The 22,767-nt window shown below is 69.9% G+C and carries 23 protein-coding genes; 10 read left to right on the top strand and 13 right to left on the bottom strand.

The window, feature by feature from the left end:
- Nucleotides 1-76: 76 nt before the first annotated feature.
- Nucleotides 77-316 carry a phosphoribosylformylglycinamidine synthase subunit PurS gene (gene purS / locus ACODR1_RS09810; RefSeq protein WP_058350003.1) on the top strand — a complete coding sequence of 80 codons (240 nt, stop codon included), beginning with the start codon at nt 77-79 and terminating at the stop codon, nt 314-316.
- An 8-nt stretch (nt 317-324) separates the two neighbouring features.
- Complete coding sequence (locus ACODR1_RS09805) at nt 325-987, top strand: DUF3885 domain-containing protein (RefSeq protein ID WP_488880285.1); 663 nt, start codon at nt 325-327, stop codon at nt 985-987.
- Nucleotides 988-991: 4 nt separating this feature from the next.
- Here ACODR1_RS09805 and ACODR1_RS09800 read toward each other — a convergent pair whose 3' ends face one another.
- From ACODR1_RS09800 to ACODR1_RS09790, 3 genes are read right to left on the bottom strand one after another with little or no spacing between them, the layout of a single operon-like run.
- Nucleotides 992-2,452, bottom strand: a complete 1,461-nt coding sequence (locus tag ACODR1_RS09800) for an efflux transporter outer membrane subunit (protein WP_488880284.1) — start codon at nt 2,450-2,452, stop codon at nt 992-994.
- Nucleotides 2,436-3,977, bottom strand: a complete 1,542-nt coding sequence (locus ACODR1_RS09795; protein WP_488880283.1) for a DHA2 family efflux MFS transporter permease subunit — start codon at nt 3,975-3,977, stop codon at nt 2,436-2,438. Before ACODR1_RS09795 ends, ACODR1_RS09800 begins: the two co-directional genes overlap by 17 nt.
- Nucleotides 3,977-5,053, bottom strand: coding sequence for an HlyD family secretion protein (locus ACODR1_RS09790; protein WP_488880282.1), 1,077 nt, complete (start codon nt 5,051-5,053; stop codon nt 3,977-3,979). Before ACODR1_RS09790 ends, ACODR1_RS09795 begins: the two co-directional genes overlap by 1 nt.
- A gap of 122 nt (nt 5,054-5,175) precedes the next feature.
- Between ACODR1_RS09790 and ACODR1_RS09785 the strand changes: the two genes are divergently transcribed.
- Nucleotides 5,176-6,120 carry a LysR family transcriptional regulator gene (locus tag ACODR1_RS09785; protein WP_488880281.1) on the top strand — a complete coding sequence of 315 codons (945 nt, stop codon included), beginning with the start codon at nt 5,176-5,178 and terminating at the stop codon, nt 6,118-6,120.
- A gap of 83 nt (nt 6,121-6,203) precedes the next feature.
- Nucleotides 6,204-6,866, top strand: coding sequence for a phosphoribosylformylglycinamidine synthase subunit PurQ (gene purQ, locus ACODR1_RS09780; protein ID WP_101712516.1), 663 nt, complete (start codon nt 6,204-6,206; stop codon nt 6,864-6,866).
- Between the two features lie 134 nt (nt 6,867-7,000).
- Here the strand turns inward: purQ and ACODR1_RS09775 are convergent, their stop codons facing one another.
- From ACODR1_RS09775 to ACODR1_RS09765, 3 genes are all read right to left on the bottom strand, one after another.
- Nucleotides 7,001-7,147, bottom strand: a complete 147-nt coding sequence (locus ACODR1_RS09775; RefSeq protein ID WP_165256576.1) for a hypothetical protein — start codon at nt 7,145-7,147, stop codon at nt 7,001-7,003.
- Nucleotides 7,148-7,285: 138 nt separating this feature from the next.
- On the bottom strand, nt 7,286-7,678 hold the full coding sequence (locus ACODR1_RS09770) for a type II toxin-antitoxin system VapC family toxin (RefSeq protein WP_488880280.1): 393 nt from the start codon (nt 7,676-7,678) through the stop codon (nt 7,286-7,288).
- Nucleotides 7,675-7,947, bottom strand: a complete 273-nt coding sequence (locus ACODR1_RS09765; RefSeq protein WP_488880279.1) for a type II toxin-antitoxin system VapB family antitoxin — start codon at nt 7,945-7,947, stop codon at nt 7,675-7,677. The genes ACODR1_RS09770 and ACODR1_RS09765 overlap by 4 nt, the downstream gene beginning before the upstream one ends.
- A gap of 68 nt (nt 7,948-8,015) precedes the next feature.
- Between ACODR1_RS09765 and purL the strand changes: the two genes are divergently transcribed.
- Together purL and ACODR1_RS09755 are read left to right on the top strand one after the other, a co-directional pair.
- Nucleotides 8,016-10,223, top strand: coding sequence for a phosphoribosylformylglycinamidine synthase subunit PurL (gene purL / locus ACODR1_RS09760; protein WP_488880278.1), 2,208 nt, complete (start codon nt 8,016-8,018; stop codon nt 10,221-10,223).
- 38 nt (nt 10,224-10,261) lie between these two features.
- Entirely contained in the window at nt 10,262-10,621 is a 360-nt protein-coding gene (locus ACODR1_RS09755; protein WP_488880277.1) for a hypothetical protein, read from the top strand.
- A 7-nt stretch (nt 10,622-10,628) separates the two neighbouring features.
- Here the strand turns inward: ACODR1_RS09755 and ACODR1_RS09750 are convergent, their stop codons facing one another.
- Both ACODR1_RS09750 and ACODR1_RS09745 read right to left on the bottom strand, forming a co-directional pair.
- A complete protein-coding gene (locus ACODR1_RS09750) occupies nt 10,629-11,291 on the bottom strand; it encodes a hypothetical protein (protein WP_488880276.1) in 663 nt (220 codons plus the stop codon).
- A 16-nt stretch (nt 11,292-11,307) separates the two neighbouring features.
- Nucleotides 11,308-11,958, bottom strand: coding sequence for a hypothetical protein (locus ACODR1_RS09745; RefSeq protein WP_488880275.1), 651 nt, complete (start codon nt 11,956-11,958; stop codon nt 11,308-11,310).
- 309 nt (nt 11,959-12,267) lie between these two features.
- Here ACODR1_RS09745 and ACODR1_RS09740 point away from each other — a divergent pair, with 309 nt between their 5' ends.
- From ACODR1_RS09740 to ACODR1_RS09725, 4 genes are all read left to right on the top strand, one after another.
- Nucleotides 12,268-12,951, top strand: coding sequence for a heavy metal response regulator transcription factor (locus tag ACODR1_RS09740; RefSeq protein ID WP_488880274.1), 684 nt, complete (start codon nt 12,268-12,270; stop codon nt 12,949-12,951).
- Nucleotides 12,948-14,387: a heavy metal sensor histidine kinase gene (locus ACODR1_RS09735; RefSeq protein WP_488880273.1), complete on the top strand. Its 1,440-nt coding sequence runs from the start codon at nt 12,948-12,950 to the stop codon at nt 14,385-14,387. The genes ACODR1_RS09740 and ACODR1_RS09735 overlap by 4 nt, the downstream gene beginning before the upstream one ends.
- A gap of 63 nt (nt 14,388-14,450) precedes the next feature.
- Nucleotides 14,451-14,828, top strand: a complete 378-nt coding sequence (locus tag ACODR1_RS09730; protein WP_488880272.1) for a hypothetical protein — start codon at nt 14,451-14,453, stop codon at nt 14,826-14,828.
- 31 nt (nt 14,829-14,859) lie between these two features.
- Nucleotides 14,860-15,351, top strand: coding sequence for a nuclear transport factor 2 family protein (locus tag ACODR1_RS09725; protein WP_488880271.1), 492 nt, complete (start codon nt 14,860-14,862; stop codon nt 15,349-15,351).
- Nucleotides 15,352-15,465: 114 nt separating this feature from the next.
- Here ACODR1_RS09725 and ACODR1_RS09720 read toward each other — a convergent pair whose 3' ends face one another.
- The 5 genes from ACODR1_RS09720 to ACODR1_RS09700 form a co-directional block, all read right to left on the bottom strand.
- Nucleotides 15,466-16,854 (bottom strand): efflux transporter outer membrane subunit, encoded by a 1,389-nt coding sequence (locus ACODR1_RS09720; RefSeq protein WP_488880270.1) that lies wholly within the window; start codon nt 16,852-16,854, stop codon nt 15,466-15,468.
- Nucleotides 16,841-18,049, bottom strand: coding sequence for an efflux RND transporter periplasmic adaptor subunit (locus ACODR1_RS09715; RefSeq protein WP_488880269.1), 1,209 nt, complete (start codon nt 18,047-18,049; stop codon nt 16,841-16,843). The genes ACODR1_RS09720 and ACODR1_RS09715 overlap by 14 nt, the downstream gene beginning before the upstream one ends.
- Nucleotides 18,042-21,224: an efflux RND transporter permease subunit gene (locus ACODR1_RS09710; protein WP_488880268.1), complete on the bottom strand. Its 3,183-nt coding sequence runs from the start codon at nt 21,222-21,224 to the stop codon at nt 18,042-18,044. Before ACODR1_RS09710 ends, ACODR1_RS09715 begins: the two co-directional genes overlap by 8 nt.
- A gap of 158 nt (nt 21,225-21,382) precedes the next feature.
- Nucleotides 21,383-22,144 (bottom strand): hypothetical protein, encoded by a 762-nt coding sequence (locus ACODR1_RS09705; RefSeq protein WP_488880267.1) that lies wholly within the window; start codon nt 22,142-22,144, stop codon nt 21,383-21,385.
- An 84-nt stretch (nt 22,145-22,228) separates the two neighbouring features.
- Nucleotides 22,229-22,729: a winged helix-turn-helix transcriptional regulator gene (locus ACODR1_RS09700; RefSeq protein WP_488880266.1), complete on the bottom strand. Its 501-nt coding sequence runs from the start codon at nt 22,727-22,729 to the stop codon at nt 22,229-22,231.
- Between the last annotated feature and the right edge of the window lie 38 nt (nt 22,730-22,767).

Below are 22,767 nucleotides of genomic sequence, written 5' to 3'. Positions count from 1 at the left end.
GATCGCCGTGGACGGCTCACGCCCTCTCCACCGCTTCGCGGTCCCCCTCCCCCGCTTCGCGAGGGAGGAATTTAAGTTGAAAGCCACCGTCCACGTGTTCCTGAAGCCCGGCGTGCTCGACGTCCAGGGCAAGGCCGTCGAGAACGCCCTGCATGGCCTGGGCTGGCCGTCGGTGAAGGACGCCCGCGTCGGCCGCGTCATCGAGTTCGACCTCGACGCCACGGACGCCGAGGCCGCCAAGGCCGAGGTCAAGTCCATGTGCGAGAAGCTGCTGGCCAATACGGTCATCGAAAGCTACCGCATCGACATCGCCTGAGGCGGATCGTGGGAGAGGCCAGCCTCCATCCCACCCGCCAGCGGATGCTCGACGTCTTCGGCGTCGAGCGCCTGCACGACTTCCGGGGGCCGGCCTGGACGCGGATCGAACTGATCCCGGACGCCACGGCCCCCGACCGTCTTCCCCAGCCCTTCACGCCCGCCGCCCGCCTGCTGCGCGAGCTCGACACCGCCCGCGCGGTCGTCGCCGCCCTGTTCGGCCGGTCCGAGCGCGTGACCCTGGAGCTGGGCTGGAGCTCCCACGAAAAGCCGCCGTTCAAGCGCCTGTCGCACCTGGGCTTCGACCTGCCGCGTGAGCCGGCCTGGCGCCTGCGCCCCGATCCTGCCGACGCGCCCGACTGGTGGTGGAATCTCGCCTATGTCGAGACGTCCGCCACGCCCGACGCCCTGGCCCCGTTCCTGATGGCGGCCGTCGGCGGCTTCCAGAAGCGCGGCCTGATCAATCTGTCGGTGGGAATCGTCGACTTCGAAACGGGCCTGGCGCTCGAGTTCTACGACGCCAAGGGCATGACCCCGATGGCCGTCACGCCCGAGCGCCTGGCGCCGGTCTACTGGCGCTTCCGCGACTGGGTGCGCGACGTCGAGGTCGAGCGCTGCGACGCTCTGCTGGCGCCCTGGCGCGACGCGGCGCCCAGGCTGACGGTGGTCTGAGGCTTCAGGCCGTCCGCCAGTCGGCCCCGGTCGCCGCGAACAGCCGCACGGCGTCCGCCAGCTTGCGCCCCTCTATCCGCGCCCGCGACTGGCGGGCGGCGTTCAGGGTCCGCTGGGCGTCGATCACCTCCAGCATCGTGCCGCCGCCGCGATCGAAGGCCAGGCGAGCCAGGCGCAGGCGCTCGCCCGCCTGGCGCTCGACACGCTCCTGCGCCGCCAGTGCGGCCTCGTCGGCCGACAGCGCCGCCAAGGCGTCCGCCACCTGGCCGAAGGCGGTCAGCACGGTCTGTTGGTAGCGGGCCGAGGCGATACGGGCCGCCGCCCTGGACTGCTCGCGCCGCGCCTTCAGGGCGCCGCCGTTGAACAGCGGCGCGGTCAGGCCCGCGCCCACGTCCCAGCCGCTGGCGTCGTAGCTGAACAGGTCCTTGGGCTTCAGGGCGCCCTGCGTCAGCGAGGCGCTGAGCTTGAGGTTCGGATAGAGATCGGCCGTCGCCACGCCGATGTCGGCGGTGGCGGCGTGCAGTTCGGCCTCGGCCGCCAGGATGTCCGGCCGCTTGCGCACCAGGGTCGACGGCAGGACGACCGGCACGGGCGCGGCGAGCTTCAGGCTGTCCAGCGTGAAGGCTGGCGGGGTCCAGTCGGCCGGCGCCTTGCCGGCCAGCACCGCCAGGGCGTGGCGGGCGGCGGCCAGTTCGCCCTGCAGATCCGGCAGCAGGGCGCGGTCCTGCTCCAGCTGGACCTGGGCCGAGACGCCGGCCAGACGGGTCGCCCCGCCCAGGGCGTCGGCCTTGCGGACCAGTTCGATATTGGCCTCATCGTCGGCGATCATCTGCTCGACGCTGGCGATCTGGGCTTGCAGCGCGGCGATGGTCGCCGCCTGCAGGGCGATGTTGGCCGTCAGCGACAGGTAGGCCGCCTCGGCGCGGCGGCCTTCGGCCTCGACCCGCGCCGTCGCCCCCTCGATGCGGCGCCTGTTCCCGCCCCACAGGTCGAGGTCGTAGCCGACGCCTGCTCCCACCGAATAGAGGCTGAAGGTCGGGTTGCTGAGCTTGATGTCGCCAAAGCCGGTGAAGCCGAAGGCCTGCAGGTTGGCCCGCTCGCGATCGATCCCGGCGTTGGCGCTGACCTGCGGGCCGGCCTGGCCGCGGGCGACCGCCAGGGCCGACTGCGCGCCGGCCAGGGTGGCGTCTGCCTCCGCCAGAGACGGGTTGTCGGCCAGGGCCTGGCGGATCACCGCATCGAGCTCGGGCGAGCCCAGCGCCGTCCACCACGGGCCAACGCCAGTGCTGTCGAGGCCGGCCATGGCCGGAAGCGTCTCGTCCTTGCCGACGTAGCCGGCGGTCTTCGGGGCCTGCGGCGCCTGGAAATCAGGGCCCACAGTGGTGCAGGCGCTGGCCAGCACGGCGAGGCTGACGGCCCCGGCCAGGGCGGCGAGGCGGCGGGCGGTCTTAGTGGTCGGCGACATGAACGGTCTCGCCCCCTTTGGCTTTCGGGGTTCGCATGAGCAGGATGAGCGGTGAGCAGGCCACGGTGATGAGCAGCATCAGGCGGAAGTCGTCGAGATAGGCCAGCATCGAGGCCTGGCGGTTGATGACGCCGTTGAATGCGGCCATGGCGTTCTGGGTCAGGAACACGCTCTTGGCGTAGGCCTGGTAGATCGGATTGTCGGGCCGGGCGTGCTCGACCAGCACGGCGTGGTGCTTCTCGATGCCGCTGACGAACAGGGCCTGCATGATCGAGATGCCGGCCGCCGAGCCGATGTTGCGCACCAGGGTGAACAGGCCCGCGCCCTCGGCCCGCAGTTCCGGCTTGACCGTAGCGAAGGCTATGGTGCTGAGCGGTACGAAGATCAGGCCCGTCCCCGCCCCCGACAGGAAGCCCGAGACGATGATCAGGTGGGTGTCCATGCCCAGGCTGAACTGGCTCATCTGCCACAGCGACACGACGCTGATGGCCATGCCGATGGTCAGGATCAGCTTGATGTTCATCCGCCCGACCAGCTGGCCGACGGCGAACATGGCGATGAACGAGCCGAGGCCGCGGGGCATGGAGACCAGCCCCGTAAAGGCCACCGGATAGCCCAGCAGCGTCTGCATCATCGGCGGCAGCAGGGCCAGCGTGCTGTAGAGCAGGATGCCGATGAAGAAGCCGAAGATGCAGCAGGTCACGAAGTTGGCGTCGGCCAGCAGCGCCCGCGAGATGAACGGCTTGTCGGCCGTAGCCAGCTGCACGCCGAAAATCCACACGCAGATCACGCAGATCACCAGGTAGGTCCAGATCTCGGCCGAGCCGAACCAGTCCTCGCCGGGGCCGCGGTCGAGCATCAGCTGGAAGGCGCCGATGGCGATGGCCAGGCTGGCGAAGCCCAGAATGTCGAAGCGCTTCTTCTCGGTCCCCTTCTTCTCGGAGAGGAAGAAGAACACCCCGCAGAAGGCCAGGATGCCGACCGGCAGGTTGATGAAGAACACCCAGCGCCAGTCGAGATTGTCGGTCAGCCAGCCGCCCAGCGCCGGACCCAGGATCGGTCCCAGCACCGCGCCCGCGCCCCAGACGGCCATGGCCTGGCCGTGGCGGTGCGGCGGGTTGATGTCGAGCAGCACGGCCTGCGATAGCGGGATCAGCGCGGCGCCGAACAGGCCCTGCAGCAGGCGGAAGATGACGATCTCGGCCAGGCTGGTGGCGATGCCGCACAGCATCGAGGCGATCGTGAAGCCGATGATGCAGACGTTCAGCACCATCTTGCGGCCCAGGCGCTCGGTCATGAAGCCGGTCAGCGGCGTCATGATCGTGGCGGCCACGATGTAGGAGGTCAGCACCCAGGTGATCTGGTCGGCCGAGGCCGAGACGCTGCCCTGGATGTGCGGCAGGGCGACGTTGGCGATCGTGGTGTCCAGCGAGATCATGATCGTCGCCAGCATGACCGATACGGTGATCGGCCCGCGGTTGGCGACGTCGCGGTCGTGGCCGGAAAGGGCCCGCGCGGCGCTCATCACTCGCGACCCGAGCGGACGTCCACGGTGGCCTTGGCGCTGAGGCCCGCGCCCAGGTTGGCGGGCGCGGCGTCGTCCAGGGTCAGGCGCACGGGCACGCGCTGGACCACCTTCACCCAGTTGCCGCTGGCGTTCTCGGCCGGCAGCAGGGCGAAGCTGGAGCCGGTGCCGGGACTGAAGCTGGCGACGTGGGCCTTGAGCGGCGCGTCGTAGGCGTCGACCTTGATAGAGGCGGGCTGGCCGACGCGCATGTGGGCCAGCTGGTCTTCCTTGAAGTTGGCCTCGACCCAGGGCTTGCCCGAGATCAGCCAGAACACCGCCTGCGAGGCGCTGACCCGGGCGCCGACCTGAAGCTGCTCGACCTTGGCCACCACGCCGTCGGTCGGGGCGACCACGGCGGCATAGGAGCGATCCAGCTTGGCGCGTTCGAGACGGGCCTGGGCCTCCAGCACCTTGGGCTGGCGCTCGGTGGGCGCGTCGGCGGAGCCGCCGAGATCGGCCAGGGCCGTGGCGATCTGCTGGCGAACGACCGCGATCTGGCGCTGGGCCTGGTCGGCGGCGTGGCGGGCCTCGTCGGCCTGGGCCTGGGTGGCGACGCCGGCGGCGGCCAGATCGCGTTGGCGCGCGGCCTCGCGCTTGGCGTAGCCGGCGGTTTCCTCGGCGGCGGCCAGGTCGGCCAGGCGCTGGGCATAGACCGCGCGGCGGGCCTGCACGTCGAAGCGGGCCTGGGCCAGGGCGGCCTCGGCTTCCGACACGGCGACCTCGTAGTCGGCCGGATCGAGGCGGAACAGCACCTGGCCCTTCTTGACGGCCTGGTTCTCGTGAACCTCGACGCTGACCACCCGGCCGTCGATGCTGGCGCTGATGGCCGTGCGGCTGGCCTGGATGTAGGCGTTGTCGGTGGCCTGCGACTTGCCGCCGGTCAGCAGCACCACGCCGACGCCCGCCAGGATGACCACGGGCACGCCGATCATCAACGGCAGGCGCAGCCGCTGGCCCAGAGTCCTGCCTTGCCGCTTGCGGGCAGCCAGGGCGTCGGCCTCGGCGATGGCGTCGTAACCTTCAGCGTCGCTCACGCGCTGCTCCACATGTCTTCGAGTTTCGGGGAATCGAAAGGGAGGTCCGTTCGATCGCGAACCTGGCCGGCGAAATAGGACTCTGCCGGTCATGAGAGAAATGATATCTCTTCACGTCAGTCATGAACTCAGCGAATTTCAAAACCGCCGACCTCAATCTCTTCCGGGTGTTCGTCACCCTGCTGGAGGAAAAGAACGCCACGCGCGCGGGCGAGCGCCTGGGCCTGTCGCAGTCGGCCGTCAGCCATGCCCTGCGGCGCCTGCGCGAGATGGTGGGCGATGATCTCTTCGTGCGCGGCCAGACCGGCCTGCGCCCCACGCCGCGCGCCATGGAGATCGCCGACACCGCCCGCACGGCGCTGAAGCTGCTGGAGACCGCCGTCTTAGCCCAGCGCTTCGACCCACACGTCGACCAGCACGCCTTCACCGTCGCGGCCGGCGCCTACATCTCCTACGTCCTGGGTCCGCTGATCGCCGAGCGGGTGATGGCCGTCGCCCCCAATGTGCAGATCCATTTCCGCGGCCTCTACGCTGGCATGACCGAGGACCTCGACACCGGACGCCTCGACATGGTGATCGGCTGCTTCGAGTCGGTCCCGGGGCGCTTCACCCACACCCGGCTGTTCGACGAGAGCGGGGTCTGGGTCGTGCGCGTCGGGCACCCCGCCGTGGCCGACGGCATAGACCTGGAGGCCCTGGCCCGCCTGCCCCGGCTGGGCGTGACCGGCGGCAACGACGATCCCGACCGCACCTCGGCCGGCCACATCGGCCTGCGGCGCGTGACCTCGTGGGGCGAGCGCTACGCCCTGGGCGACGATTCCTACCAGCCGTTCTCGGTGCAGGACTCGTTCAGCGCGCTCAGCATGATCAGCCGTTCGGACATGATCTGCATCCTGCCAAGGCGCCTGGCCGAAACCGCCGCCGAGCGCGGCAAGGTGGTGATGATCGAGCCGCCGGCCCCGCCCCCGCCCACCCCGTTCGGCGCGGTGATGCGGGCCAGCGACGGCCCCGACTCGCCCAACGGCTGGCTGCTGGAGGTCTGCCGCGAGGCCGCCGAGAGGATATAGCGATCGCGCGACCGGAGGGTTTCGCCAGTTTCCGCCCGTCCGGCGCCTGACATTGCCTTCGAACGGTGCTACAGGCCCGCGCCATGAAAGCCGCCGTCGTCGTCTTCCCCGGTTCCAACTGCGATCGTGACTGCAAGGTCGCCGTCGAACGCTCCACCGGCGCCCGCGTCGAAATGGTCTGGCACCAGGAGACGGCGCTGCCGGACGACCTGGACCTGATCGTCCTGCCCGGCGGCTTCTCCTATGGCGACTACCTGCGTTGCGGCGCCATGGCCGCCCAGAGCCCGGTCATGAAGGAAGTCGTCTCGGCCGCCAACAAGGGCGTGGCCGTGGTCGGCATCTGCAACGGCTTCCAGGTGCTGACGGAAGTCGGCCTGCTGCCCGGCGCCCTGCTGCGCAACGCCAAGCTGAAGTATATCTGCAAGCCGGTCGAACTCGACATCGTCAACAGCCAGACCCGCTTCACCGCCGCCTTCGGCGAGCAGCGCGACGCGGTGATGACCGTCGGCAACGGCGAGGGCAACTTCTTTGCCGACGAAGAGACGCTGAACCGCATCGAGGGCGAGGGCCAGGTGGTGTTCCGCTACAAGGACAACCCCAACGGCTCGGCCCGCGACATCGCCGGCATCGTCAACGCCGGCGGCAACGTCCTGGGCCTGATGCCCCACCCCGACCGCTCGTTCGACGCCGACCTCGGCTCGGAAGACGGCGCGATCCTGTTCCGCAGCGTCTTCCAGAGCGCCTGAACTCTTCGCGCACGAAAAGGGCCGGCGGAGCGACGCCGACCCTTCCTCCGATGGAGCGCTGCTAACGCTCGCCAAAGCATTTTCCGACGAAGTGGGTACCGGTTCGTCGTCAGAAAATGCGCTAAAGCTTCAGATCAGCGGTCGCGATCGCGCTCCGGCTGCTTTTCCTGGCCGCCCGGGTTGCGGCCCTGTTCGTTCTGGCGCTGCTGCTGCTGCTGGCCCGGAGCCTGTCGCTGCGGGTTCTGCTGTTGCTGCTGCGGATTGCGGGTTTGTTCGCCCATGGGCCTTACTCCTCTTCGTTCCGCGCGCTGCGATGCGCACGGGATGAAGAACGGGCGCAAGACTCGCAGCGTTCCTTCGGCGCAGCTGCCTTAGTTCCTGCTTAGCTTCTGTTTTCGCGAGAGCTTTCTCGCCAGGCGTCAGATCGCCGACCGGATGTCGGTACGGGCGAAGTCGTCGCCCTTGAACAGCAGCGGCGCGTCTAGCGACTTGGCGAGGGCGTAGGCGAAGCTGTCGCCGTAGTTCAGGCGGGCGGGATGTCGGCCCTTGCCGAAATGCAGCCTGGCCGCTCCCGCGAGCAAGGCCTGCTCGACCGTCACGGACACGACGACAACGCCCAACATCGTCAGGTCCTCGCGCAGCACATCCATGACGCCCTCGATCTCGATCTTCTTCGCGTAGACCTCGACAAGTTCCACAAATGACGCCGCTGAAAGCTTGGGCTCAGCAACCGCCATGATCGCATCATAAAAGCGCCCTGCGTCAGGCTCTCCCAGCAGGATCGCGGCAAGCGCCGATGTATCCACGATCATCCGACAGGCTGTCCGTGCTCGTCGTAAATGTCCTCGTCCTCGATCTGCTGCCAAGGTCGAACGTCAGCGGTTCGCGGCCGAGCGCTCAGCCGCGCAAAGAAAGCCGCTTTGCGCGCCTCATAGGCGGCCGAACCAGGCGCTGGGCGGGCCAGACGGCCGATCTTCTCGGCAAGCGCGCTGCGAACCGCTTCATCGGGGCTCTCCCCCGTGATCTCGGAAAGTTCGTGGGCCAGACGCTCGATCTCGCCGCGATTGATCTCGACACCCATGCGAGAAGCGCCTTTCTGGTCACCTGAAATATAGCGGAATCCCCCCAGTCGCGCTAGAAGGCGCGCCCATGAGCGCACCGACCAACGCCCCCGCGAAATCCATGGCCGATACGGCCGCCGAGTTCGGCCTGAAGCCCGAGGAATACGCGGTCGTCCTCGACCGCCTGGGCCGCGAGCCCAACCTCGTCGAGCTGGGCGTGTTTTCGGTGATGTGGTCCGAGCACTGCTCGTACAAGTCGTCGAAGAACCAGCTGAAGAAGTTCCCGATCAGCGGCCCGCGCGTGATCTGCGGTCCGGGCGAGAACGCCGGCGTCATCGACATCGACGACGGCGACGCGATCATCTTCAAGATGGAAAGCCACAACCACCCGTCCTACATCGAGCCCTACCAGGGCGCGGCGACGGGCGTGGGCGGCATCATGCGCGACGTCTTCACCATGGGCGCGCGCCCCATCGCCCTCCTGAACGCTCTGCGCTTCGGTGAGCCGGCTCACCCCAAGACCAAGCGCCTGGTGGACGGCGTGGTCGCCGGCATCGCCGGCTACGGCAACTGCGTGGGCGTGCCCACCGTCGCGGGCGAGACCAACTTCCACAAGGGCTACAACGGCAACATCCTGGTCAACGCCATGTGCGTGGGCCTGGCCAAGGCCGACAGCATCTTCTACTCGGCCGCTCCGGGCCCGGGCCTGGCGGTCGTCTATTTCGGCTCCAAGACCGGCCGCGACGGCATCCACGGCGCGACCATGTCGTCGGCCGAGTTCTCTGAGGACTCGGAAGAGAAGCGCCCGACCGTCCAAGTCGGCGACCCCTTCGCCGAGAAGCTGCTGATCGAAGCCACGCTGGAGCTGATGGCCACCGGCGCCGTCGCCGCCATCCAGGACATGGGCGCGGCCGGCCTGACCTCGTCGTCGGTCGAGATGGCCGGCAAGGGCGGCGTCGGCATCGAGCTGAACATGGACATGGTGCCGCAGCGCGAAACCGGCATGTCGGCCTACGAGATGATGCTGTCGGAAAGCCAGGAGCGCATGCTGGCGGTCCTCAAGCCCGGCCGCGAGCAGGACGGCCACGCCATCTTCGAGAAGTGGGGCCTGGACGCCGCCGTCATCGGCTACACCACCGACACCGGCCGCCTGGTGCTCAACCACCACGGCGAGACCGTCTGCGACGTGCCGCTGGCCCCGCTGTTCGACGATGCGCCGCTCTATGACCGTCCCTGGACGGAACCGAAGGTCGACGCCCGCCTCGATCCGGCCAAGGTGGCCGCGCCCGAGAACTGGGAAGAGGCCGTGCTCAAGGTGCTGGGCTGCCCCGACATGGCCTCCAAGCGCTGGCTGTGGGAGCAGTACGACCGTCACGTGATGGCCGACACGCTGGAAGACAGCGCCACCGGCTGCGACGCCGGCATCGTGCGCATCCACGGCACCGGCAAGGCCGTGGCCGTGACCAGCGACTGCACCCCGCGCTATGTCCAGGCCGACCCGTACGAGGGCGGCAAGCAGGCCGTCGCCGAAGCCTGGCGCAACCTGACGGCCGCCGGCTCCGTGCCGATCGCCATCACCGACAACCTCAACTTCGGCAGCCCCGAAAAGCCCGAGACCATGGGCCAGATCGTACGCGCCACCGACGGCATGGCCGAGGCCTGCCGCGCGCTCGACTTCCCGGTCGTGAGCGGCAATGTCAGCCTCTACAACGAGACCAACGGCGTCGCCATTCCGCCCACCCCGACCGTCGGCGCCGTGGGCCTGCTGGCCGATTTCGACCTGCGCACGGGCTTTGGCAACGTGGCCGAAGGCGACACCCTGGTGCTGATCGGCGAGACGCACGGCGAACTGGGCGCCTCGATCTATCTGCGCGAGATCCTGGGCCGCGAGGACGGCGCTCCGCCGCCGGTCGACCTGGCCGTCGAGCGCAAGAACGGCGACTTCGTCCGCGGCCTGATCGGCTCGGGCCTGGTGGCCGGCGTCCACGACCTGTCGGACGGCGGCCTGCTGGTCGCCGCGGCCGACATCGCCCTGGCCAGCAAGGTCGGCGTCACCCTGAACGCCACCAGCCACGCCCACGCCCACCCCTACCTGTTCGGCGAGGACCAGGCCCGCTACCTGGTGGCGACGCCCGATCCGGACGCCCTGCTGGAAGCGGCCAAGGACGCCGGCGTGCACGCCAACATCGCGGGCATGGCCGGCGGCGAGGCCTTCGCCTCGACCGACCTGTTCTCGATCCCGCTGAACAAGCTGCGCGAGGCGAACGAAGCCTGGCTGCCGGCGTTCATGGGCTGATCGCCGGCTAGCGGCGAAAGTACGAAAGAGTGTCCCGGATGCGTCTTCCGCTGATCGCCGCCGCCCTTCTGACCCTGGCCGCCTGCGCCCCGACGGCTTCGCCGCCGTCGCCGACGCAAGCGACTTCGGGCAGCGACACCGCCGAGACCTGCGCCGCCCGCGGCGGCCAGATCGAGACCGTGGGCCGGCGGGGCCTGCCAACCTGCGTCGTGCCCTATGCCGACGCCGGCAAGGCCTGCACCGACAACGCCCAGTGCCAGGGCGGCTGCATCGTCGAGGGTAACCTCGAACCGAACGACGCCCCGGTGACCGGTCAATGCAAGCGCTCGAACGTGCAGTTCGGCTGCTACGCCAAGGTCGTCAACGGCAAGGCGACCGGCGCGATCTGCGTCGACTGACGCGACCTCAGGCCGGATCGTAAGTCACAGTGAAGACCCCGTCGGCCGCCTGGACGACGGCGGCCTTGGCCCGCTCGCGTCCGGTGAAGTCGATGACCGCACTGGGTCTGGCCGACAGATCCAGCACCTTGCCCCGCACATAGCGCCCCTCGATCAGGTGGAACACCGGCCGCGGCCGGATCTGGTAGGTGACGTGCGGCAGGGCGTCGAAGACCGCCGCAGGCACGGGTTCGTTGCTGTCGATCTGCTTGGTCATGCCCAGCACGACCCCGTCGCCTTCCGGAAAGTCGGCCTTGGTGTCGATCGCGAAGTGACCGGGCTCGGCGGCGCCGGCGGTGAGCTTCTCGGCGAAGCCCCGGCTGGGGCCTTCGTGCTCCATGTGGGTGATCGTGACGAGGTCGCGGGCCAGCGGGTTCACCGGCGCCGTGAACGCCGCCTTGATCACACGCTCGACCTCCACCTTGGCCGGAAAGGCGAACAGGGCCTGAACCGCCTCGCTGAAGGTGGCGACGCGCGGCGTGTGCGGCTCGACATAGTCGAAGGGCGCGCATACGGCGGGCCATACCACTACCGGCGCCCCGTCCAGGGTCACATCCGGCGGCGCAGGCAGCAGCGCGTAGCTGCGGGCCTTGGAGCCGCCGTTCACGATCTCGATCGTCCAGACCGCCATGCTCGCCTCCGCTCGATCAGATGGGCTGGTAGGTGACGGCGAAGGTTCCGTCGGCCTTGGCCACGATCGTCGCCGTCAGCTTGTCCTGGTCGAAGTCGATGGCCACCAGCGACGGCGGATGCAGCGCCAGCGCTTCGCCGCGCAACGGACGCCCCTGCGCCAGATGGAAGCGGTGCGAAGGCTCGATAACGAACACGCCGCCAGGCTGAGGCAGGAAACCGGCGATCGGGGTCGGCACGTCGCTGTCGCCGAACTTGCCCAGCCCGATCGTCGCGGGCGGCGGGAACGAACCGCCCGACAGCGGGTCGGGCGTGTGCAGCGAGACCGTGCCGTAGTCCGACCGGTCATGCTCCACGGGTCCGAACAGGTCGGGGTTGTTGAGCAGGTCGACGCGGTCGCGCGCCCGGGCGTCGACCGGCACGTTGGCGTTTTCCGTCAGCACCACGCCGGGCGCGGGCTTGGCGCTGAAGTCCACGTAGATGGCGATGCTTTCGCTGAAGGTCGAGCGCCGACGATCGCCCGGCTGGATCCCGGGATAGGTGATCCAGGCGCAGGGGTGAACGGCGACAGCCTGGCCCGAGAACCGCACCTTGGGCGGCTCGCTGTAGACGAAGAAGTCCTTGGCCTCCCTGGTTTCGTTGACCACCTCGATCGTCCAGATCGCCATCGTACGCCCCTACCCACGACGCGCCGCTCGCGTCGAAATCGGGCGCAACCTGGACATGAATCGAAGAGCTTCGCAATTGGAGATGGCGCACATCGGCGCCGCCATCGCCTTCCGGTCAGAAATGTCATGCTGGCGTCAGCCTGGCGACCGGAGCGCTCTGGCACCTAGGCTGCAGTTCTCGCCCGGCCGCCACCGAGCCCCCTTCCCGCCCCAGCCGTGGCGGTCGGCGCGAGGACGCTGTATCAAAGCTGTTCGAGGAGGCCTTGCGCCTCCGCCGCACGAACACCGCGCCGCCGGGCCGCCGCCATCATGAAGATCCTGATCGTCGAGGACGAACCCAAGACCGTCGCCTATCTGCGCAAGGGGCTGACGGAGCAGGGCTACTCCGTCGACTTCGTCGGCGACGGCGAGGACGGCCTGCACCTGGCCCAGACCCTCGACTACGACGCCATCGTGCTGGACGGCATGCTGCCGGGCCTGGACGGCGTGGCCATGCTGGAGCGCCTGCGCCAGACCCGCCAGACGCCGGTAATCATGCTGACCGCCCGCGACAGCGTCGACGACCGCCTGCGCGGCCTGGGCGCCGGAGCCGACGACTACCTGGTCAAGCCGTTCTCGTTCCTGGAGTTGCTGGCCCGCCTGCAGGCCATCACCCGGCGCGGCCGCGGCGAGGCCACCACCATCACCGTCGGCGACCTGCACCTGGACCTGCTGGCCCGCCGCGCCACCCGCGCCGGCCGCCGCCTGAACCTGACGGCCAAGGAGTTCGCCCTGCTGGCCGTTCTGGGCCGTCGCCAGTCGCAGATCGTCTCCAAGACGATCATCACCGAGCTGGTCTGGGACATCAATTTCGACACCAACACCAACGTGGTCGAGGTGGCCATCAAGCGCCTGCGGGCCAAGATCGACGGAATGTTCGAGACCAAGCTGCTGCACACCGTGCGCGGCATGGGCTACGTGCTCGAATACCGTCCCGACGGAAGCCCCGAATGACCCCCGCCTCCATCGCCCCTAAGGCCATCGGGCCTCAGTCGATCGCCGGGCGACTGGCCCTGATGTTCGCGATCGCCACCACCCTGGTGTCGGTGCTGGCCGGCGTGGCGATCTTCGGCTTCCAGAGCCTCGAGCTGCGCCGCCACCAGGCCGAGGAGCTGAACGCCCGCATGGAGATCATCGACGCGATGATCCGTCACGCCGGCGATCCCAAGCGCTGGCCAATGCTGGGCGACAAGCTGGAGTCGTTCACCCCGGCCAATGGCGGCGTCCGCTACCGGGTCGACTGTCCCGACGCCCGCTTCCGCTTCGCCCCCGACGACGCCCTGGCCCGGGCGCGCGACGGCGTCGACCTGATCCATTTCGACGGCAAGCGCTACATGACCCTGACCCGCCGCGTGCCGCCCTATCTGGAGCGGCCGGAGGTGCGGCTGGTGATCGCCGCCGACACCGCGCCGTTCGACGCTTCGCGCCGCGTGCTGGGCGTGGGCGTGCTGGCCGTGTCGCTGGTGACGATCGCGCTGGTCAGCCTGCTGGGCTGGTGGGTCGCCCGCAAGGGCCTGGCCCCCGTCGACCGGCTGTCGCAGCGAGCCCGGGCGCTGAACCCCAACGACCTTGGCCTGCGGATGCCGACCCAGAACCTGCCGACCGAGCTGGTGGGCCTGATGACCGCCTTCAACGGCGCGCTGGACCGCCTGCAGGACGCCTATGAACGCCTGGCCTCGTTCAACGCCGACGTCGCCCACGAACTGCGCACGCCGCTGGGCAACCTGATCGGCCAGACCCAGGTGGCCCTCTCCCGCCCGCGCGAGGCCGGCGAGCTGGAGGAAGTGCTGCACTCCAACCTCGAAGAGCTGGACCGCCTGCGCTGTATCATCAACGACATGCTGTTCATGGCCCGCGCCGATCAGGGCGCGTTGGCCGCCAACCTGGAACCCGTGTCGCTGGCCGGCTTGACCCACAAGACCGCCGACTTCCTGGACGTGTTGTTCGAGGACGCCGGCGTGCGGCTGGAAGTGGTCGGCGACGGCATGGTGGCGGCCGACGCCTCGCTGCTGGGGCGGGCGGTGACCAACCTGCTCGACAACGCCATCCGTCACGGGGTGGACTGCAAGACCGTTCGCGTGACCATCGAACCGCAGGACGGCAAGGTCTGCCTGGGCGTGCGCAATCGCGGCGGCCCCATACCCGAGGCGCATCTGGCGCGGCTGTTCGACCGCTTCTATCGCCTCGACCGCGCCCGTGAGCACAGCCACGACGTCCACGGCCTGGGCCTGGCCGTGGTGAAAGCCATCGTCACCATGCACGGCGGCTCGGTGTTCGCCCGCTGCGAGGCCGGCGAGGTGCTGATCGGCTTCGTCCTGCCCGGCGGCGCGGTCTCGACCGGCGAACCGCAGGAGCCCTCCGCCCGCCGGATCGAACCCGCCGGGGCCTGAGCCCAACGAGCCCCCATAGGCGACCCGCAACCTTGGCGCTAAGGTTCGCCCCCAGGGGGGCGCATGTCGGGTTTCACGGATCTTGAAAAGGCCGCGCTGGGCGCGATCTGCGACGGCCGGCCGGCCATCGCGCGACAGCTGCGCTCGCTGCTGGCGACCATGCGGCTGCCCGAACGCGAGAACACCGGGCACGGCTTCTACACCTGCTTCGACATCGACAGGAACCAGCCGCCCGTCGTCTGGCCCACGCGCACGCTCGACGGGCCGACCGCCGAGATCGCGGTCGACGGCAAGACCCTGCTGATGGGCTTCATCCTCTGGCTGGAAGACGGCTTTCCGACCTGCCTGGAAGGCTTCCAGTACGGCACGCCCGAGGGCGAAGAGATCGACCTGAAGGCCAAGAACCTCGCCGCCCTCGTCTGGACCCGCCCGGTCGAGTGACGCACCTTTCATCCGCAATTCGGAGACGCCCATGATCGCCGCCCTGCTCGCCGTCATAGCCCTCGAAGCTGCGGCCACGCCGCCCGCCGCCCAGGCCCAGCCGGCGCCTGCCGCACAGGCGGCGCTGGATGCGGCCGCCGTGAAGGCGGTCGAGGCTGTGGCCTACGACTATGTCGACGGCCAACTGGAAGGCGACGTCGCGCGTGTCACCCGCTCGCTCCACCCCGATCTGGCCAAGCGCGCCATCCGGTCGCGGCCGGATCCCGACGAGACCCTCGCCCTGCGGCGCATGAACCGCGACGAACTCGTGGGCCTGACGAGGCAGGGCGCCCTAAAGACCCCGCGCGATCAGTGGGACCGCACGGTGCGGGTGCTCGACGTCGCCGGCAACGTGGCGGTGGCGCGGGTGGAGACGCCGTGGTTCGTCGACCACCTGAACCTCGGCCGGTTCGGCGAGCGCTGGGTGATCGTCAACGCGCTCTGGTATCCCAAGCCCCAGCCGCCCGCGGCGGCGAAGCCTTAGGATCGAGACTCGATTGCCTAGGCTCCATAAAGGTCGTCATCCCGGCCGGGATGACGACCGTTGGAAGCTTCGAACTTCAAAGCGTCTTGCCGCTAAACAATTGGGGTACTGACCCTAAGCGCCCTCCCCGCCCGTCCAGCCGCCGCCGAGCGCGCGGATCAGGTCGACGCTCGCCGCCAGGCGACGGGTGCGCAGGTCGAGGGCCGAACGGCGGGCGTCCAGTTCGGCGGTCTGGGCGGTGACCACGTCGAGATAGCTGGCCGCGCCTTCGCGATAGCGGGTCGTGGCCAGGGCCGCGGTGCGGGCGGCCGCGTCGACGGCCTCGTCCTGGCGGTCCTGGGCGGCGGCGAGGCGGTTGGCCAGCGCCATCTGGTCCTCGACCTCGCGGAAGGCGTCCAGCACCGTCTGGCGATAGCCGCCGGCCGCCTCGTCGAACACGGCGCGCGTGCGGGCGACCTCGGCCTTGCGGGCGCCGCCGTCCAGCAACGGCAGGGCCGCGGCCGCCGGACCCAGGGCCCAGACGCGGTTGGCCGTGGTCAAAAGCTCGCCGCCCGTCGACTGCCAGCCGCCGCTGGCGGCCAGGGTCACGGTCGGGAACCAGGCGGCGCGGGCCACGCCGATGCGGGCGTTGGCGGCGGCCACCCGGCGCTCAGCCGCGGCGATGTCGGGCCGGCGCTGCAAGACGAGCGACGGGGTGCTGACCGGCGTGCGCGGCGCGTCCGACAACCCTTCGACCGAGGCCAGCGAGAAGCTGGAGGCCGGTTCGCCCACCAGCACCGCCAGGGCATGCTCCAGCAGGGCGCGATCGGCCTTGGCCTGTTCCTGCTGGGCCAGGGCGGTGGCCAGCTGGGTCTCGGCGCGGCCGGTGTCGAGCGCGCTGGAAGCGCCGCCGACCTGGCGACGCCGGGTCAGGTCCAGCGCCTGGCGATAGGCGTCGGCGGTGGAAGCCAGCACCGCGATCTGGGCGTCGGCCCCGCGCAGCTGGAAATAGGCGTCGGCCAGCTGCGCCTGCAGGCTCAGCCGCACGGCGGCCAGGTCGGCGGCGCTGGCCTGCGCGTCGGCGCGGCCGGCCTCGACCTGACTGCGGACCCGGCCCCAGAGATCGAGCTCGTAGGCGGCCGAGGCGCTGATCCCGACAGGGTCGGTGCGGCCCGACGAGATCGTGCGCTGACGGGCCGCGCCGGCGTCGACCCCGACCGTCGGATAGAGGTCCGTGCGCGCCTGGCGGGCCAGGGCCCGGGCCTGGTCGTAGCGCGCCAGGGCCTGGGCGAGACTGGCGTTGCCGTCGGCCAGCCGCTGCTCCAGTCCTGCCAGGGTCGGGTCGGCGAACACCGCCCACCAGTCGCCGGTTGAAACGGCCTCGGTCGTGCTCGCCGGCGTCCAGGGCCCCGTGTCACGGAAAGCGGCCGGGGTCGAAACCGTCGGCGGCGCATAGGCCGGCGCGGTGCTGCAGGCCGCCAGGCCCAGCAGCGCCAGGGGCAAGACAACGTCAGCCGTGCGCACCGGCGCCTCCGTTGGCTTGCGCCGTCTTGGCGGGCGCGGGCTTGGGCTGGATGGCGCGCACCGTGTCGCCGTCGGCGATGGCGTCGGGCGGGCTGCTGACCACCCAGTCGCTGGCGGTCAGGCCGCCGGCCAGTTCAAGTTCCGAACCGTGGTCCTTGGCGATCGCGACCTTGCGGATATGGACCTTGCCGTTGCTGTCGACCACGGCGATGGCCGTGCCCTCCTTGCGGAACAGCAGGGTGTTGGCCGGCACGCGCAGGGTCGCGGACGCGGCCGTATCGCCCTTGCCGAGGTCGAGGCTGACCTGGGCGTAGGCGCCGGGCTTCAGCCGGCCGGCGGCGTTGTCGACCTCCAGTTGGACCAGCATGGCGCCCGACTGGGCGTCGACGGCGTCGGCGGCGCGCACCAGATGCGCCTGGAACGACTGGCCCGGCAGGTCGGGGCTCGAGAAGCTGGCGGTCATGCCCGGGCGGATCGAGCCGGCCATGCTCTGGGGCACGCTGACATAGAGGCGCAGGCGACGGGTGTCCGACACAGTGAACAGCGGCGACGGCGCGCCGCCGCCGGCGCTGATCAGGGCGCCCAGGTCGGTGTCGCGGCTGGTCACCACGCCGTCGAACGGCGCGACGATGCGCTTGAAGGCGGCCAGGCTCTCCAGCCGGCGCACATTGGCGGCGGCCTCGTTGCGCATGGCCTCGCGGGCGGCGAGATCCCCCTGCTTCTCGTCGGCCTCCTGCTGGGAGACCGCGTTCTCGCCCACCAGCCGCTTCCAGCGCGCGGCGCCGACGGCGGCCAGGTCGCGCTGGGCCGATGCGGTGGCCAGGGCGGCGCGGGCGGCGACCAGTTGCTGGTCGACTTCGGGCGCGTCGATCTCGGCCAGCACCTGGCCGGCCTTCACCGGCTGGCCGATGTCGACGTACCAGCGGCGCAGATAGCCGTCGGTACGGGCGTAGACCGGCGCCTGGTTCCAGGCCTGCAGACGGCCGGGCAGCACCAGCGCGCCGTCCTCGCCGGCGGTGGGCCGCACGACGCTGACGGTGACCACGCCGGCGTCCTGGCTGGCGCTGGCCAGGTCCTTGCCGGCCATGAAGCGGGCGGCCGCCCCCGTCGCCAGGATCAGGGCGAAACCCGCGGCGCCGACCAGCGCCAGGCGGCGCAGCCGACGCGGATCGGTCTTGGGCAGGGTGTCAGGCATGGACGTGTCCTTCGGTGGACGGGGTCTCGGCGCGCGGACGGCGGCCGTGGACGATGGCGAAGATGGTCGGGACGAACAGCAGCGAGGCGCAGGTGGCGAAGATCAGGCCGCCGATGACGGCGCGGCCCAGCGGCGCGTTCTGCTCGGCGCCTTCGCCCAAGGCCAGGGCCATGGGGCCCATGCCGATGACCATAGCCAGGGCCGTCATCAGCACCGGGCGGAAGCGGGTGACCCCGGCCTCGAAGGCGGCCTGCACCGCGTCGCCGGTGGCCGCCAGCCGCTCTCGGGCGAAGCTGACCACCAGGATCGAGTTGGCCGTGGCCACGCCCATGCACATGATCGCGCCGGTCAGGGCCGGCACCGACAGCGGCGTGCCGGTGGCGAACAGCATCCAGGCGATGCCCGCCAGAGCAGCCGGCAGGGCCGAGATGATCACGAACGGGTCCAGCCAGGACTGGAAGTTGATGACGATCAGCAGGTAGATCATCACCACCGCGCCGAGCAGGCCCCAGCCCATGCCGGAGAAGGCGGTGTTCATGGTCTGGTACTGGCCGCGCAGGGTGACGCGCACCTTGGCCGGCTTGTCCTTCTCCAGGCTCTTGAGAACCTTCTGGACGTCGGCCGCCACGCCGCCGAGGTCGCGGCCTTGCGTCGCCGCATAGACGTTGACCATCGGCTGGATGTTGTATTGCGAGACCACCGCCGGGGTCGCGCCTCGGCTCAACGCGCCCAGGCCGCCCAGCACCTGCGGCGCCTCGTTGGGCACACGGCTGCCGGTGACCGGGATGGCGCCCAGCTTCTCGAAGCTGTCGATCAGGTACTCCGGCGTCTGGGCGACGATCGGATAGGACACCCCGTTCTGCGGGTTCAGCCAGAACACCGGCGCAGTCTGGCCGCTGCCGGCCACGGCGCCGGCCAGGCTGGCGGTGACGTCGCGCTCGTCCAGGCCCAGAGCGTGGATACGGGTGCGGTCGGCGTCGAAGCGCAGCTGCGGCGAGCCGGTGGGCTGCTGGATGCGCACGTCGGCGATGCCCTCGACGCCGCGAATGGCCCGCAGGATCTTCTGGGCGTAGGCCTGGTTGGTCGCCGCATCGCCGCCGGCCACCTGGATGTCGATCGGCGCGGGGCTGCCGAAGTTGAGGATCTGGCTGGTGACGTCGGCCGGCAGGAACGAGAAGGTCGCGTTCGGGAAGGCCTTGGGCAGTTCCCGGCGCAGCGCCCTCACGTAGTCGTCGGTCGGCTTGTGGCCCTTCTTCAGGCTGATCAGGATGTCGCCGTCCATCGGGCCGATGGTGCCCGAGGCGTTGTAGGCGACGTTGATGCCGCTGGTGGAGAGGCCGATGTTGTCGACGATGGTGTCGATCTCGGCGCTGGGGATCACCGTGCGCACCTGGCGCTGGATGCGGTCGAACAGGGCCGCCGACTCCTCGACGCGATAACCGGAGGGCGCGCGGACGTGCATGGCGATCGAGCCGGAGTCCACGGCCGGGAAGAAGTTGCGGCCCAGGAACGGAACCAGCGCCAGACTCAGCACCGCGAAGGCCAGGAAGCCGGCGACGAACTTGCCGCGCGCGCCCAAGGCAAAGCCCAGCAGGCCGGCATAGGCGTCGCGCACCTTGGCGAACACCCGCTCGAAGCCGCGCTGGAAGCGCACCAGGCGGTTCTTGGACGGCGCCTCCTGATCGTGCGGCGCGTGCGGCTTCAGCAGGAAGGCCGCCATGGTCGGCACCAGGGTCCGCGACAGCAGGAACGAGGCGATCATCGCGAAGACGACCGACATCGCCATCGGCACGAACAGGAAGCCCGACACGCCCGGCAGGAAGAACATCGGCACGAAGACGATGCAGATGCAGAGCAGGGAGACGAAGGCCGGGGTGACGATCTGGGCCGCGCCGTCGAGGATCGCGGTCTTCACGTCCTTGCCGTGCTCCAGGTGCCAGTTGATGTTCTCGATGGTCACCGTGGCGTCGTCGACCAGGATGCCGACGGCCAGGGCCAGACCGCCCAGGGTCATGACGTTGAGGGTCTGGCCGAAGGCGGCCAGGGCCGCCACCGCCGCCAGCACGGCCAGCGGGATCGATACGGCGATGATCACCGTCGAGCGCCAGCTGCCCAGGAACAGCAGGATCATCAGCGAGGTCAGCACCGCGGCCAGCGCGCCCTCGTGGACCACGCCCTCGACGGCCGCCTTCACGAAGGTCGACTGGTCGTTCAGCGGGGTGATCGACAGCTCGGCCGGCAGCTGGGCCTTCAGTTCGGGCAGCGCCCCCTTGATGCCGTCGACGATGGCGATGGTCGAGGTCGCGCCCGACTTCAGCACCGTCATCAGCACCGAGCGCTGGCCGTCGACGTGGACGACGTTCTGCTGCGGGGCCGAGCCGTCGCGCACGTGGGCGACGTCGCCCAGGCGGATGGTCGCGCCGTTGACCGTGCGCACCGGCAGGGCGTTCAGCTCGCCGACCGAGCCGGGGGCGTTGTTGAGCCGCAGGGAATACTGGAACTCGCCGATCTTGACGAAGCCGGCGGGAGTGATCTGGGTCTGGGCGGCGATGGCCGCGCCGACGTCGGTGGCCGACAGCCCCTTGGACAGCAGGGCCTGCGGATCGATGTCGACCTGGATCTGGCGGGTCTTGCCGCCGAACGGGAACGGCACGGCCGCGCCGGGCACGGTGACCAGCCGCGTGCGGATGAAGTTGACGCCGTAGTCGAACAGCTGCTGCTCGCTCATGCCCTGGCCCGACAGCGCCAGCTGCACGATCGGCACGGTCGAGGCGTTGTAGTTCAGCACCAGCGGCGGGGTGGTGCCGGTCGGCATCTGGCGCAGCAGGGTCTGGGAGACGGCGGTGATCTGGGCGTTGGCCAGGCGGATGTCGGCGCCGGGCTGAAAATAGACCTTCACCACCCCGATGCCCTGCAGCGACGTGGCCTCGATGTGCTCGATGTCGTTGACCGTGGTGGTCAGCGCTCGCTGGTAAGGCGTCAGGATCCGGCCCGACATGTCTTCCGGCGACAGGCCGTTATAGGTGAAGGCCACCGCCACGACGGGGACGCGGATCTCCGGAAAGATGTCGGTGGGCGTGCGCAGAATGGCCAGCACGCCCACGATGAGGATCATCGCGGCCATGACGACGAAGGTGTAGGGACGCGCCAAAGCCGTCCGCACAAGCGAGATCATCGAGAAATCCGTCGTTCCGGAGAGGTTGCGACGGATGTAGCGGCGCCATCGGGTCGTCAGGCTGACGCCCGCCTGACAAGGCGGTCAGCAACGGTGGACAACCTTGGCTGCCTGGACGGGAAAGCGGGGCGCGGAAGGCTTCCGAAGCCCCCTCCCCCTCAGACGTACGCGATGTTCGCCAGGGTAAAGAGGAACGGCTTGGCGTCCGCCCCCTGGCCGCCGCCCGTCATCACGATGTCGGCGCTGGCGATGCCCATCAGGTTGATTTCGGTCAGCGTCGAGACCGCCTCGCCCCCGTTCGCCTCGCCCGCCTCGGTCCGGGCGGCCGCGCCGATCCAGATCGTCGGCTTGAACGCCAGGGTGACGGTGGTGTGCGGCGCGAGGGACGTCCGCGCATAGGGCTGGCCGTCGCGGAAGACGGTGGCCGCGACGAAGCCCTGGGGCAGCTGGTTCATCAGGGCGATCGCGCGCGAAGGCCCCTGCTGGTCGGCGATCTTCAGGACCGTGCCGGACGGGGCGGCGACGACCTCCGCGACCTGGCCCTCGGCGATGTCCAGTTGCGGCGAGACATTGCCGTTGGGATCGACGACGCCGAGGGTGACCGCGACGGGCCAGGTGAACGGATGGCTCCAGCCGGGGCCGCAGTTGTCGATCACTCGCCAGGCCTGCCCGATCCCGTCGAGCTCCGGCGAAGGGGGCTGGCCGAACACCAGCACATGCACGTTGCCGGCGTCGTTCGACCGATTGACGAAGTTCAGCTTCACCTCGGGCCCCGTCGCGCCCGCGCCCGCGGCCAGGACCGGGGCTTCCTCGGCGGCCTCGTCGGCCGGCGGCGGCGCGAGCGCGACATCCTCGACCAGGGCCGAGACGAGGCCCGGATCGCTCGCGCCGTTGGCGCTCTTGGCGGTGATCGTGTCCATGGTCGTGTCCCCTCGGCGAAGGCGCGCGGCCTTCGCAATCCTGGGCAGCATACAACCCTACAGAGATTACCCAAAGGCGCCGTTTCAGCCGCGCCCGCGTCGCGCCTCGACCAGGGCCACGCGGTTGCGCACCACCTCGCCGGCGACGGGGCCGGCCGCATAGGTGAAGGTCTCGCCGTCGATCGGACGGCCGCTTACGGCGTCGACCACGATCGGCTCGGCCGCCTCGCCGGTCGCCCGGTCGACCAGCTGGCCGGCGATCCCCTCTTCGGCGAAGTGGCGGTTGCCGAACGCCAGCAGCGCGGTCAGCACCGGCGCGAAGTCCCACCCCCGCGCCGTCGGCACGTATTCATGGCGCACCGGCCGCTCCTGATAGGGCCGCCGTTCGAGAAAGCCGGATCGTACTAGTCCGGCCAGGCGCTTGGTGAGGATGTTGGGGGCCACGCCGAGGCTCTTCTCGAACTCGTCGAAGCGGGACAGCCCCTGCAGGGCGTCCCGCAGGATCATCAGGCTCCAGGTGTCGCCGACGCGTTCGAGCGTGCGGCCGACGGGGCACTGTCCGGGATCGAAGGCGCGCGTGGTCATGAGATGAAGATAGGCGGTCGATAGCAAAATGAAAGCCA

The organism is Caulobacter sp. FG7 (assembly GCF_057808875.1).
This window is presented reverse-complemented; position numbering and strand designations above follow the sequence as displayed.